At 59.1% G+C, this 15,330-nt stretch carries 4 protein-coding genes; all 4 read left to right on the top strand.

What is annotated here, in order from left to right:
• The first annotated feature begins 449 nt into the window (after positions 1-449).
• Genes ACM6HV_RS17840 through ACM6HV_RS17855 form a run of 4 tightly spaced genes read left to right on the top strand, consistent with a single transcriptional unit; the run spans position 450 to position 15,330 of the window.
• Complete coding sequence (locus ACM6HV_RS17840; protein ID WP_414904892.1) at positions 450-3,326, top strand: hypothetical protein; 2,877 nt, start codon at positions 450-452, stop codon at positions 3,324-3,326.
• Positions 3,323-6,946: a Tc toxin subunit A gene (locus ACM6HV_RS17845; RefSeq protein ID WP_414904893.1), complete on the top strand. Its 3,624-nt coding sequence runs from the start codon at positions 3,323-3,325 to the stop codon at positions 6,944-6,946. Before ACM6HV_RS17840 ends, ACM6HV_RS17845 begins: the two co-directional genes overlap by 4 nt.
• Positions 6,947-6,992: 46 nt before the next feature.
• Complete coding sequence (locus tag ACM6HV_RS17850; protein WP_414904894.1) at positions 6,993-11,051, top strand: neuraminidase-like domain-containing protein; 4,059 nt, start codon at positions 6,993-6,995, stop codon at positions 11,049-11,051.
• A complete protein-coding gene (locus ACM6HV_RS17855; protein WP_414904895.1) occupies positions 11,044-15,330 on the top strand; it encodes an MSCRAMM family protein in 4,287 nt (1,428 codons plus the stop codon). The genes ACM6HV_RS17850 and ACM6HV_RS17855 overlap by 8 nt, the downstream gene beginning before the upstream one ends.

Genomic DNA, 15,330 nt, shown 5'->3' on the forward strand with positions numbered 1-15,330 from the left:
ATACAGATGTTCAATTCTTGGGGGTGGAACCGGAGGGAGTGTTCATGGTTCAGGAATATGATGGCGAAACTGGTCCAGCCAGCGCTGTAATTATCACGCCTGCAAATAATGGAACTATCCCTCCTGTTCCGATTTCCGTCACGGGCACCACAAGCCTTCCGATGAATATAGTATTGCACTTGTACCGGGGGCAAGAATCGGTTCAGATAAGTAGCGGAATAATCAACGGGAATACATGGTCCCGCATCCTGAATGCTCATCCCCCTGGTAGTTATCACCTGGAAGCGATTCAGGCTTCGACATCAAGAGTGTCGTTCACTATCGAAGTTACTACACCAATTATTAATGAGCCTTCCGGTGACGTAACGTCACCCCAATTCACAGTGCAGGGTAGTGGTGGTTTATTTAATGATGGTGTAATCACTCTCTATAATGCTGCGGATGATGCCTTGCTGGGTAACGCCACTATTCGGGTCGGTGGCAGTTGGACGGCTAATATCAGTCTGCCTTTTGAAACACAGCCACTGACTTATTATGCCATTCAGAAAGTTGGCACATACTCGTCCTCTAGATCCAATCTGATGACTGTGGTTTTGAAAGTGGCTCCGGTCATCGATTCCCCGTCACCAGGAGCAGTGGTACGCGCCAGCGCTCAACTATTGATTACCGGACGGGGTACGCCGGGAAAAACAATTGACGTGATGAAACCCGGCGGTGTTTTACATGCAACAGCACTTGTTAAATCCAACCGCACATGGGAGGCCCCGTTCAACCAGGATAATTATCCTAACGGTGGTCTGGTCGAAATGCAGGCTGGTCACCGCGGGCTGAATGACTGGACTGCAACGCAATATTTCACCTTGCTTCTGCGGCCGACAATCACGACTCCATCCGAATCAGCAGTGACCGATCCGAGAGGTCCGATAGCGGGGGGGAGGGCTGTTTCAGGCGCCGTTGTCGAAGTCCTAAAGGATTTGGAACATTCATTCAAGATTGGCCAGGGCACAGCAGAAAGCAACGGACAATGGCAGGTCACTGCGTTCACTCAAGACATGCCGCCGGGCAGCTTTACGATTGTTGCGCGGCAGACGCTGTCAGGCGTCACTTCCGATGTAAGTTTGCAGCGCTCGTTCAAAATCCGCCCCCCTGCACTGACCTCCGTCAGCGTCACCTATCCAACCCTCACCACCATCGAGTTTTCCGGCTCAGGTTTTACCGGCGCCGAGGTCGAGATCACCATCGTCAAAGGCCCGGCAGGTGCGACGCGGCCACCTGACGCAGACGTGACCGCAGGCCGTTGGAGAACAACTTCACAAAACTGGCCCATCGGCGACTACGATCTGAAGGTCGTGCAGAAAGTTTCCGATAACGCCGGGGGCTCAATTCCCTCGCACGAGTACCTGTTCAAAACTTCATCGAAATTGCCGGCGCCCACGGAGGTGACTCACACCGTTTCCAATTACACCCCCACCTTCACGGGAAAGGGCGTTACCAACGCATCGATCGAGGTTACCGACAAGGCCAATGGCAGTGCGGTTGCGCCGGCAACCACCGTCACGGCGCAAGGCTGGTCGACCCGGGCTTTTCAAGCTTGGGCGCCGGGTTCGACGCGCACGGTGCGAGTCGTGCAAAAACTGGGTAATGCGGTGTCGGATGCGGTGGAGCGGATCATCAATATCGACCGTTTTCCAGCACCGACCGACCTGTCTTATACCGTGGTCGATTACACGCCGATCCTGTCTGGCAAGGGGGTCAGTGGCGCGACCGTGCACGTGACGGACAAGGCAACCGGCGCGCCGATTGCACCGCCTGCACCGGTCACGGCGCAGGGTTGGTCGGCACAGGCCTCTGCACGCTGGGAACCGAACACCACCAAGGTGGTGCTGTTGGTGCAGAAGGACGGTGCGCTGGCTTCCGACCCGGTGGAAATGACGATCACCGTGCCGCTGCTGGCCCCCATCATCACTGCCGTCGAGGACGATGGACTGTCACCGAAAATCTCCGGCACCTGCTGGCCCGGCGCGACGCTGAGCCTGAAGTACAGCGACAGTGCGACCGAGCACCGGCCGGTCGGCACCAGCGGTACATGGACCTTCAAGCGCGACGCGGGATTCGCCCCGGACAAGCAGCACACCGTGACGGTGATCCAGACCGTTGCCGGGCGCCCTTCACCGCCAGTTTCGCAAGCGTTTTCGGTCAGCCCGGAGCGGCCGGTGATCACCGAACCGAATGAAGATGCAGATTGCCACTACGACCTGATCGTGCGCGGTATCAACGGCTATAGCGGTGCGACGTTGCAACTGCGGGACGCGCAATTTGGACGGAATCTGGGTGAGCCGAAACAGCTGACCACTCATAACGCCTGGTTCATCGAACTGAAAAAACTCGAGTTTCGCAAATACCAGATCGAAGCCGTGCAAACCATTGCTGGCAGACCCTCTTTGCCCAGTGCCGTGCGCAGCTATTTTGTCGTGCTGGTGCCGCCGGTCATCGAGGTGCCGGCGCCGAATCAATCGCTGGCCCGTACCTCGACGCTTTCGGGCACCGCCGAACCCTTTGGTCAAGTGACGATCTGGCGTGAAAATCCGAGTGAAATCCTGCTCGATAAAGTCCCGGTCGACTCTTTGGGGAAATGGCGTGCCGAGGTAACGTCGCCGGTCGGCAATTACACCGTAAAAGGCCGGCAATTTATCGAGAACCACGAGTCAAAGGAAAGCGCTCCGCGCACTTACAAAGTGGTGCCTGCCGCCCCGGTGATCGAAAGCCCCGGACGAGGCGTGCACGTCGGTCGTCAGGTCGTTGTGTCCGGCTTCGGCTATCCGGGTGACACCGTTCTTGTGACGCTGACAGGCAATGGCGGCACGGTGCGAGCGAGCGCTTCAGTGCTTGACGACCGTACCTGGTCATTGATGCTTGAAACGGGGCAGTCCCTCGGCCCCGCAGATCTGGTGGCGGTGGCTTCGCGTGATGAGTTCGAATCTGCCGCCTCGGCTGCACTTTCAGTGGTACTGGGCACATATTTGCCAGCGATCGATGAACCGGCGCCGGGGTTCTGGGTAGAAAATCCGCTGCGCTTTGTCGGCAAGGGACGCACGGGCGTCGGGCGCGTAGTGCCCTGGTTCAACCCTGAAACCGCGCTGAGCGCAGGCATTGCCGTCACTGCTCAAGGCTGGTGCGGCGAAGCAACGCAACCCCTGCTCCCGGGCGGTCAGTGGTGTGGATTCCAACAAACCATCACCGACGCAGCGGATGGCTCGACCGTATCCGACTGGGTTGAAAGCGAGCGTTTCGAGATAACGTCGATTGCTCCGGGAGCCCGACCATGACCGAGCCTTCCATCCGCCCTGTGCAGCAGTGGCTGAAACAAGTCTTCAGTGACGAACAGCGCGAAACCTACGCCGATTTTTGTGAACACCTGGAAAACGGTGGTTCGGTTTTTCCGCTGGTCGAGCAAGGCGTTCAGGGGCTGGTCAGGCATTACCGGTTGAACCCCGACGATGCGCAGACCTTTTTACGCAGGGCCAACAGCCTGGCGGTGTTTGTCCGGCGCCAGTTCATTGAACATTCGTTGAGCGGTTCGAACGCCCGGGTCACCCGCCCCGAGAGCGGTCTGTTGTCGAGGGTCGATGGCCCAAGCTACGAGCAGCTGTTCTCGTCAGATTTCGATGCCATGTGCCCGCCGCAGGCACTGGAGTCAATCGTCTCCCCGGTGGCCTACCTGATTGAGCTGTTGCGCTGGATCGAAGAGAAAATACTCCCCATGGGCAGCGCCGATAAGCTCGATTTGCATGAGCGCCGGCAGGATCTGAAGAGGCTGCTGGTTGACTTCAATGCCGTGCATCAGGTGGTGTCGGCGCTGGACATCATCGTCCCGGTACTCGAAACGTTCATCGAGGAAAACGACAGCGCTGCTGACCTCGAAGAGGCGTTGATCCAGACCCGTTATCCCAACGGTCTGCCGTACTACCAGCACTGGGTCACGCTTGATTTTGTCGCCCGTGAACATGGCTCGTCGGTGGGCAATATCGTCCAGATGGTGGATTTGGCCTTTCCCTACTTCCTGCAGCCCGAGGCGTGGGACAACGATGCCGGTCGCGCCTTTACCCATGCGTCGCGGTTGGGGCCCCACCAGCGTGAGCTGTTGACGGAAGCGCCCACTGACGAGGCAAACAAACTCGAATATTACCAACGCAACTTTGGTACGACCGGAGAAGATTGGGAGCACCTCAATCAGGTGAAGTTCTTTGGCCAGCAAACAGGGCTGGACACCCGTGATATCGAGTCGTTGCTGTCGATTCGCGAATTCGCCCCGACGCGTTCGGCCAACGTCACTGTGTATGAAAGCGAGCAGCCGGGCGCTGACGAGAGCCAGCGATCCGGCTCGGTGTACCTCAATGCCGCGACCAGCCCGGCGCTTGGCATTGCTTACAGTGAAGACAGCGCAACTTTTCTGCATCGTTTTACACAAGACCCGGCCACCATTGACCGCTACGAACGAATGAATCGCAAGTTGCGCCTGGATCGATGGCTGGAGCTGCCCAGCGAGCAGGTGGACGCGTTGTTGACGGCAGCGATCAGGGCAGAGACACGTCAGGCGCAACGGGCAAACCCGTGGTGGATTTCCACTCATCAGGTGCAGGCCCTCGGCTTGTTTCAGTCGCTGCGTGAACGTTATGGCTGTTCGGCAGAGGACTTCGCGGTATTTATCGATGAAATCCCGATTTACGGCCGTGCCGATGCCCTGTCATTGTTCGATCGTACCTTCAACAGCCAGGGCAATTATCGTCAGCCGCTGGTGCTGGACGGCGAAGCATTTGCGACGCTGCCGGTGCAGTCTGGGGCGGAGCTGACGATCAGCCAGTTGTGCAGCGGATTGGGTATCGATCTGCAGACATATGCCTACCTTGCGGTCGCGATCGAACGGGCACACGGGTTCAACGGCACGCTCAAGCGCACCCCGGCAGTCATTTCGAGTTTCTACCGATTGGTGAAGTTGCCACGGTTATTGGGCGTTACCCCGGTCGAAGGGGTGCTGATGCTGACCCTGTTGGGTGGCGAGCGCTGGGTCGACGGGCTGGCAGGCGTGCCGCGCCTGTACACACGGCCCGAAAGCGAAACCCCACCGGATGTGCTCAATCTGATTGATGCCCTGCACGCCTGTGTGTCTTGGTGCAGGGATCGCGAAATCCCTGTCCTATGGATGTTGAATCAGGTGGCACCGCTGCAGGCCCTGGCGGTGGCCACGCAAGCTGAGCGTCGGTTGTTTGAGCAGATTCTCAACCTGCTGCCGGCGACGCTGTTCAACAATGCCGGGTTGTCGATGGCTGGCGTACCCTCGCTGGAGGGACTGGACTGGCTGCAATTGCTGACCAAGCTGGTCGACCACAGGGGGTTGATCATTGATCTGCAATTACCCGAGGCCCAATACGTGAGCCTGGCCCGGGAGATTTTCGACCAGGCCATCAGGGAAGGGCTGGGCGAGAATGACGCCAGTGTTCGGGGCGCGCTTGTCGAGCGAATGCTCGGCGTGCTGTTGCAGGCGCGGGAAGCGCAGGTCTCGGTCGCCAGGGAGTGTCTGGTGGCGTACACCGGCCTTGATATCGAACGCGGATTGCTGATGCTGACCTGGGCACAGTCCACGGTTTATCAATTGTTGTCTCAGGTCAGCGCACGTGCCGATCATGATGCCGCTGATGCGCTCAGCCACGCTGCGCGTGCTTCTGAACAGCCCGACCCGCTGCTGAACTTGTTGGCTGATGTGCGACGTCGCAGCGCCGTGACGAACCAGCTGGATCTGTCTGCGGTGTTGCTCGAAGACTTTCTGCAATACGGCCACAAGGCCTGGATGGCTCAGAACGATCGACATCAGCTGTCGATTCGTACCCTGTATTACCTGAGCACGCTGGGTCGGGCCTTCGAGCTGAGCGAGCAGCCGGCCGGCAAACTGCTCGACTACCTGCGACAGGTCAATGCATTGCCCAGCCCTCTGACAGGCGATGCGTTGCGCCTGGCACAAGAAGCGGCCGCGTTGCGACTGGCGGCGTTTTTCGACTGGAGCGTGCAGGAGGTGCGTGAGTGTGTCAGCCGCATCGACCCGACGTTGAAGATTCTCAAGACACTGCCCCAGCTCGATTTGCTGATGCGCGTCCGCGTATTGGCCCGGGACAGCGGCATGGACGCCCTGACGATTTTCCTCGTGGGAAACCTGCCGCAGACCGTAGACCGGGATGCTTATCGAGTCGCTGCAGAGCGCTCGCTGTTCAGCCTTTCAGACAACCGTGAGTCGGTGGGCGCCTTCGCCGATGAGGTAGCGCAACCGCTGGTCACCATGACCTGTGTTGTAGACAAGACTGAGGTGGTGGCCGGCAAAGACGACGAGAAAGTGATGTTTACCGTGACGCTGCGCGATGCCGACAAGCGGCCACTGAGTGGCGTCAATGTGTACTGGCAAGTGAGCCTCGGCACGATTGTGCCCAAGGCCACTGAGGTCGATGGAACGGTAACGGTCGAGTATCTGCCGGGCAAGGTCATGGGGCAGGAAACGCCGCTGTTCTGGCTTGACCTGATCGACGCGCAACAGGCCCCGACCATCAACATCGCCGATGACCCCGAGACGCTCTTCTTCCCGGGACCATTAACGTCTCAGGTGCCGCTGGAGCCGGTTCCTGCGGGGCAGGAAGTCGCGTTGTACGCCACGCTGCGCGACAACTATCGAAACCCCGGGCGCAATCGTCTGGTGCGCTGGTTTGCCGAACCGGCCAGCGGCAGCAGCGGCACGGCGGTGATCCGTCCCGAACAGAATTATGCCGATGCCGAGGGGGTTACACGGGTGTACGTGTCGAGTTCGTCCGGTGGCACGTTCATTTTCAGCGTGCGCTGCGAAGCCAATAACCGCCAAATAGATTTTGACCCGGTCACTTTCACCGAAGCCCCGATTCTCCAATGACAGCGTTGGTTGACGCAGCGTTAACCCCACGACTCAGGACAAGACCATGACTCAACGCAAGTTGTCACCCTTGTTGGAAAAGCGCCGCGCAGCATTGGTCGATTACTGCATCGGTCAGGCTGCCAGGGAAAATTACTCTTTCGTGAAAACGCCGCAGGACCTGTTCGAGTTATTGCGCATGGATCCGCTGGACAACTACCCGGTGCAAAGCTCGTGGGTCGCCGAGGCGACCAGTTGCGCGCAGCAATTCATCCATGCGGCCTATCGCAAGCTTGAGCCGGGTTACAGAGACACGGTTTTCCCGACAGAACACTTGAAACTCTGGGAGCTGTACAGCAATTACCCCGATTGGGCGGCGCTGACGTTGATCGCGTACTATCCGGAAAACTTCATCAATCCCTTTGTGCGGCAACGCAAGACCCGTCTGTTCAAGGCACTGGAAAATGACTTGAATCAAACGCGTCTGACCGACGATTCGGTGCGGCGTGCGTTGCAGGAATACCTCAAGGCATTCGAACAGACCTGCAATCTGGACGTTATCAGTGCCTGTCTGGAGGGCGATTCGGCAAGCCGTGCAACTTACTATTTCGTCGGTCGTCAGCGGGTGCAGCCGTTGCAGTATTACTGGCGCAAGGCCGATATCGACCTCACCACTGCCGGCAATCCGGTCAACCCGGCGACATGGAATGAATGGCAACCCGTCGACATTCCGGTGGGCGGCCGGGTTCTGGATATACGGCCGCTGGTCTGGGCGGGACGCTTGTGTCTGGTGTGGGCCGAATGGTCTGATCAGATAGGCGAAAAAGGGGTGAACGGCTATGTGCCCCCCAAGCTGGATATCAACCTGGCGTTCATGAGCCAGAACGCGGAATGGTCCGCACCACTGAGCCTGTACAGCGCTGATCAGGACAGTGATACCAGCGCGGATGCCCGGTTGCTGGCGATGACGCTGGCCGATGACCTGATTCACCCCAAGGGACGGCTGGGTGTATTGCTCCGCAGCCCGGCGGGTCTGGAAGTACGCGCCACGCGTGATGTGCTCTTTCGTCCGCTGGCCGAAGACAACGGCGATTGGCTCGATCATCTGGCCAATGAACGCTTCACCGATATTCTGACCTTGCAGCATTCGCTGACGCCGAAGAATCAGCCAGTGGTCGCGATCAAGAGTGAGACCCCGGGGCCGCTGACGGTTTATTACGGGCTGCAGGCGGTGTTTTCGGAGAAGGGTACAGAGGATTTTCTCTGGGTCAGGGGGCTGTGTCGGGCGACGGGCGGAAACACTGGCGAGCGCGCCGAGTTTGAGCTGGCACTGAGCAATGGTGCAGAAGGCGACCCTGTACCTGTCAAGGCATCAGAATCGGTTGCAGGGGGATGGGCCACCCAATGGATGGAACTCAAGCGCTTGAAAGGAGGATTCACCGGGCTGGTCGAGTTCTCCTTGAGCAACGCCGAACAAGGCAGCAGGCAATTTACAGTCTCGCTGACCAAAATCACCCGTTTCGTGCCGCCGACGCTGGAAAAAAATACGCTGGATGCCGCGCAGTTCATCGGCTTCAGGCAGCCCGGTGTGTTGTCCCGCACGCGCTTGAATTCGCTGTTCGGCCCGGAGCTGGTGCAGCGCAGCAATGTCTCCGTGGATGCCGTACTGGACTGGGACACCCAGTTCCTGACCGAACCACCTCCAGCTGCGGGACCGATCGATGAGCCGAACGGGGCGTTCGACGGGGCCAATGGTCTGTATTTCTGGGAGCTGTTTTTTCATCTGCCGCATCTGGTGGCGACCCGTTTGCGGGCTGAGGATCGCTATCTGGAAGCGCAGAACTGGCTGCACTATGTGTTCGATCCGCAAGCCGTTGAAACGTCGGTGGAGCCGAAGAAACCTCGTTTTTGGCGCTGCCGTCCTTTGTACAGCGAGGGGAAAGTCGGGCACGAAGCACAGATGCCCACCGATCCTGATGCGATCGCCTATGCCGCGCCACAGCACTATCAGATTCTGTTGTTCACCGAGTACGTGAGAAACCTGGTCGCTTGGGGCGACTGGTACTACCGTCAGCTCACCCGTGATGCACTGGTGGCGGCAAAACTGTGTTACGTACAAGCCGAGTTTCTGATGGGCAAGCCACCTTCTGTTCGCGCGGTGACCCGTTGGCAAGCGCAGACGGTAGACGACTTGTTGAGACAGAGCACGAACCGCCCCGCGCTCGAACAGTTCGAGCAGGAACTGCAGTTTTCTCCGGCAGACATTCCCCCGGCTGCCGAAGCGTCACCGTTGATGGGCCTGCTGGCGAACGAGCCGTTCAAACTGCCGATCAACGAACAGTTGCTTGATCTGTTCGACTGGCCGGGCCAGCGTCTGAACAACTTGCGCAACAACCTGACTCTGGATGGCAAACCACTGGACGTTGCGCTGTTCAGCCCGCCCACCGATCCCAATCAATTGTTGCGCGATCTGGCCGCTGGCGGGGTTGGCGTGCCGCGGCCGATGGGCGGACGTCTGGTGGTGGGCGCCTTCCGCTGGCGGGTCACCTATGAGGCGGCATTGCGCGCCGTGCAGACCTTGCAGGAGTACGGCAGCCAGGTTTTGCGCCTGCTGGAACAGCGTGATCGGGCCGAGCAGGAAGAACTGCAGCAAGAGTATCTCAAGGAACTGGGCGATTACGCCCGTGCGGTTCAAGAACAATCCATTGCCCAGCTTGAGGCGGGACTCACGGCCCTGAGCCAGAGTCAGACCATGGCCAGGCAGCGGGCCGAACGATACAACGCCTGGTACGACGAACACATCAGCGATGCCGAATACCAGGTCATGGAAAAGCTGCAGGCCGTCAAATGGATGAATGCAGGGACGCACGCGATCAAGACCGGAGGCGCGGTCGTGGGGGCCCTGCCGAATATTTTCGGCGTGGCCAACGGTGGTCATCGTCCAGAAAAAATCGCCGATGCCGTGGTTTTCGGTCTGGAAATCGGCGCGATGTTGTTGCAGATCGACGCGGATAAACAAGCCATCACCGAAAGCTACCGCCTGCGCCGCAGAGAGTGGGAGTTGCAACGCGATCAGGCACTGGCCGAAGTCGGTGCGATCGCAGAGCAGATCACCGCGCAGACATTCGCCCTCGAGGCGGCCAGGACAAGTCTGGAGCAAACCCTGCGGGCCAACGGTCAGGCACTGGTGCTCTACAACTATCTGAAGAAACGCGCGACCAATGCAGAATTGTTCGGCTGGCTGCTGGGCCAGCTCAAGGCCTTGCACTATCAGGCTTACGATGCGGTGGTCAGTCTGTGCCTGAGTGCCCGGTCATCGTTGAGTGCTGAAACCGGCAATTACGACACCGTTGAGGCGTTACCACAGGTCTGGCTCGACAATCGTCACGGATTGACCGCCGGTGAGCACTTGCGCGAATACCTGCTGCGCATGGACCGCCTGTACCTGCAAAGCCATGAACGCCGTCTGGAGCGGGTCAAGACCGTTTCGTTGCGACGCTTGTTCGATGACCGGAAAGATCCGCAGCCGGGATTCTCCGACTGGACCCAGGCACTGAAAGAGCTGACCGACAAGGGCACGCTGGAATTTCAGCTGACGCAGCTGTCATTCGATCGCGATCACCCCGGCGAGTATTGCCGGCTGATCAACCTGGTCGAGGTCCATACGCCCGGACTGCTCGGCTCTTATCAGGATCTACAGGCGACGCTGCTGCAGATCGGCAGCATGATCGCTACCCAGGCTACGGCGCAGTCCGTCGAGTACCTGCATCGTCCCGCGGGCAAGGTGGCGCCGGACGAGGTGCTGTTCAATCTGCGCAGTGGTCAGCAGATCGGTTTATCGGCAGGGATCGCCGACACAGGCATGAACGCCTCTAAACCGGATGAGGGCTTGCTCAACCCGTTCGAGAACACCGGCGCGGTTTCGCGCTGGCAGTTGCACTTTCCCTGGCCCACATGCGAGCGGCAAGCGTCGATGCTCAACTCGCTTACCGACATCATTGTGCGCGTGCGGTACACGGCCAAGGCCGGTGAGCCGACGTTTACCCTCGCCGTCAAAGACCTGGTCACCCGGGCGTTGACTTCCCGCCAGTCACATAAAAACCAAGGAGCAGACCATCATGTTTGAACCGGTGATTCAGGCTAATGACAATCTGGTGCTCAATGGGGATTTCCGTGAGGCTCTGGAGTTCTGGGAAAAGGGCGACAATCCCCGTGAGATTTCAGTCACAGGCGAGGAGTATGAAAATGTGCAGATTAAAGTGCTTACTGCGGGAAACTGTGCCTCTGTCTCTCAACAGTTCACTTTACCTTTGGAACCGGGTGCCAGCGCCAGGTATGTGCTGAGTTTTCTGTATGAAACGCGGCACACCGACCCGGGAAAAATGCTCATCACGGCTGAAAATGGCACCCTGTTGAGAGAAATACGGTTGCCGCCGGGCGACCTTCGCAACTCTGCAGAAGATCAGGTCCGGATTGCCAGTGGGCAGCCGCTGGAATTCAAACCGAAGATCTACAACGCTCCGTTCGATCTGCCGGTGCAGCGCCAGGACAAGATTCGCCTCACAATCGTCGCTCCGGCCAATGCTGATTCCGAGGACTACCACCTGCAGGTTGTGATCACCCGAATTCGCCTGGACTTGCACCTTGCGCTGCCGCAGATGCGCACGGTGAAGGTAGACGCAGAGCACTTGTTGCCTGACGAGTCGGTTTTTCTGGGGCTGGGCGCGACGGAGGACTTGCAGCACCGACTTGAGTTCATACTCGCCCCCGACAGTCCCTGGCTGCACACCAAAGCTGCGTTGGTGTGCAATGACAATCCACAAGGTGCCATTATTGCGACCCCTGACTGGGGCGTGGATCAACCACTGGATTCACCGTGGTTCCTTCAATGCCCGTTGATCGGTGATCAGGAACCTTACCTGTTTACGGTGCAACTGGTGAACCAGTTCATCGCCGAGCCTTATTCGATGCAGGTCTCGCTGGGGCATCACCGGCTGATGTTCGGTGAGGTGCTGGAAGCCGCATATTTCCCGGTGCTGGAGTTGGAACAATCAGTGCGTCTGGGGGTGCGAGTGGCGTCCTGGTACACCGGTCAGTTTCTGGCTGGGCGCACGGTGACCTGGGCCACAGAAGAGCGGGGGGTTCTGAGCACGACACCCACCGACCCGGAAGGCTGGGCGTATTTCGATTATCTGCCCGTTGCCGCAGGCGACATCGCCATTCTGGCCTCGGTGGCGAGCCCTTACTACGCCAGCGGGGTCGAGACCACGACGCTGGACGTTCGTGTGCTGGCGACCGATCCATGGAAGGACGTACTGGCCGTGGTAGAAGGCGATGCCTCGCCTTGGGCGCAAAAGACCGGTTATCCCAATCGGGGTTCGACTTATCAGCTGAGTGTGCGGCTGCCTGAGGCGTTACGTGGCACCGAACTGGCCATGCGCTGGGAAGGCGATTCCGCGGCCCAGTTGGGTGTGCGGGTACGTCCCGAGCTGGAAGAGTGGGTGCCGTCCGACGCCGCTGACTTGAGCTGGGAACTGGACTGCCGGGACGAGCTTGACGGGCGTTTCCAGTTGCAGCTTTCGTGCTCAAAGTTATTGCTGCGTTCGGGCAGAAAACCGATGTCACTGGCACGCAATCTGGTGCGCATTGGCGACGTTCAGGAGGCCAACAAGTTTCCCGTGGTGGACGAAGGCGAAAGTGTTCTGTTGCGGGTGCAGGTGGTGCATGTGATCACCAGCGGCGACGGCGAGCCGGTCAACAATGCACGGGTGGACTGGCAGACGCCCGAAGGCACGATTGTCACCCGATCGGGGCTCGGCGGCTGGGCCAGTGTGCTGTATCAACCGAGCCGCGCCGGTGAGCTGGTGGTGACCGCTCGCGTGCGGGCACACGATGACGCGGTGCCGATAGAGCGACCGTTTGCAGTGACGGCGCTGGCCAGCAGTTCGTGGAAGAATCAGGTCAGGATTTTGTTCGACGATGTAGCAGTCGATCTGGCCGAGCTGGGGTTGCTGTGCTGGCGCGGAGCCCCCCACACACTGAAAGTCGAACCCACGGCCGGCAGTGTGCTGCTTGACCAGATGGTGACGCTGCAATGGCGGGGGGAGTCGCCGGGAATCGGGTTGACCGTCACGTCTATCGGCGAGCCGCGCAAGCTTGAGGTAAACGGGCTGGAGTGGACGTTCAGTTCGCAGGTCGCCTCGAGTACCAGCAGTCTGTTCAGCCTGACCTTGAGCAGTCCGTTGCTTGCCGCGCCCCGGGAGTTGTTCGGGCGGCTGATCTCTACAGAGCTTGTGGATGAACTGACGGTGATGCTGGATCAGATGACTGCGACAATCGCCAGTCAGAGAATGTTTCCCTGCATCGGGGCCACGCACAGCTTGCGCTACCTGCCCAATGCATTGAGCCCTCTGGTGGGACTGCAGGGGACGTTGATGTGGCTGGGAACCCCGGCTGAAGAGCTGGACGCGAGCGTCGAACCTCCGCTCGATACTGCCCGGCCACTTGATGACGGTGGTGTCGGATGGGTACTGGACTTCAGCGCGAGCAAGGTCTCCGGCAACTTTATGCTGGGTCTTCATTTGCCGGCATTGAGCCTGTCCATGACCGCCAACCCGATGCAGCTCGGCCACAACAAGTTGCGAATCGAAGACTGGCATGAGTCCGCAGTCGAAGCTGTTGTTGGCAAGGACAAAGCCTGGAGCTGGATCCGGGTGGTCTCGGCTTTCACCCGCCAGTCAGTCGCACAGGTGGCGGTGCAGTGGAAGAGCGCAATCGGCTCCGACACCGTCGCCAGCGATGACCTCGGCTGGTCGGGTTTTGGCCTGCTGCCGGATACGGCGGGTCAGCAGGAGGTGGTGGCCCATGTGCACAGCCTGTTCGATGGCTATGAGGAGCAGCGTGCCCTGTCCTTTATGGCACTTGCCCGTGACCCTTGGAAAGATGTGCGGGTACGGTTCGATGGGCATGATGAACATCCATGGGGCAGTCACACCTACTTTCCGCGACGCAACGGTTCACATGTCGTCGAAGTGCTGTTCCCGGACAACAGCCCGTTATTGGAGCAGGATCTGACCTTGGGATTGACCGGTACCGGGCCAGTGGAACTGGGGCTGAGTTTCGAACCCGCGCTCGGCGCGCCACGCCAGCCTTCAGCCTTCGGTTTTCTGCGCTATTCCTTGCGTTGCGCCGACCTGAAGGACGGCAGCTTCGCGCTGCGCCTTGGAGCCGAGCGCCTGGCCAGCCTGTCGCCGGCCAACGCGATGTCGCTGGGGGAGGGCGCGCAGGTGTGGAAACTTCTCACCAGTACTAGCGTTCAGCAAGTGCTGGAATGGGAGCAGGAACTGGTCGAGCAGGTGAAAGTGGTGTCGTCCGTTTCTGGTCGAGGTATCGCTGGCGTATTGGTGACCTGGCGTAACGAAGATCTGGGGACATCTACCAGTCTGACCGACTTTTATGGTGTTGCCACTGTGCGCTTCAAACCGCAGACGCCGGGCCCGGCGGTAGTGACGGCGAAGGTGGGAGAGACGGCGCATGCGGAGTCGGTTGAGCTGCGGTATACGCTTGAAGAACCGCGCGTCATCAGCGAATTGTACGAACCGGAAGACTCTCGTTTGCCACCCAATGAGCAACAGGCGCATGCCATAGCCAAAGTGGTGTCGGCACGTACCGGTTTACCGCTGGCGGGTGTGCAGGTGCGCTGGGATTTTGCAGGCAGTACCTTGACGCCGTCGGTGACGGATGAGGAGGGGCTTGCGCGGTTGACCTTTAATTATCCGGCTGACGTAGATGAAGTCTTATCGGCCATTGTCCGAGGCGGGCTGGGTGGTTGGGATATGGCGCGACTGGGATATTTCGGCATAGTGCCGGAGATTGAGTCGTTGACCAGTCCCGATACAAATATCGATCTGGGCAAAGAGGCAACGGCCGAGGTTCGGGTGGTGTCGCGTCACGATGGCCGGGCCCTGGCAGGCGTCAGGGTCATCTGGGATTATCCGGAGTTGACGTTGCCGGCTACTTACACGGGGCCGGATGGAAAGTCGCGCGTTGATTTCAGACCGATTGAAACAGGAGTGTATGAGTTGCGGGCAACGGTTGCCTTGGGCGGCTCGCAGTCACTGGAGTTTGAGGTATTTGATCCTGCGAGCAGACCGCAGATCGTAATGATACAAAAGCTTCATGGGCAGTCGATTATTGGTAAGGAAGCTCATATACAGGTTCGCGTTGCGAACACAGCCTTGGTGCCGATCAAGGGCGAGCAGGTTTTCTGGAGTTTCCCGAATTTGGAACTTGCGGCGTCACTAACAGATGACGACGGCTTTGCAGAGGTCAGATTCATTTTGCCCGCTTGGGATAGCGTCTCGGCGACTGTCAGGGGAGGTTCAAGTTGGAGTTTGCGTCTGTAA

It is taken from the genome of Pseudomonas sp. IT-P260 (assembly GCF_949768395.1).
In the GTDB taxonomy this organism is placed as follows: domain Bacteria; phylum Pseudomonadota; class Gammaproteobacteria; order Pseudomonadales; family Pseudomonadaceae; genus Aquipseudomonas; species Aquipseudomonas parakoreensis.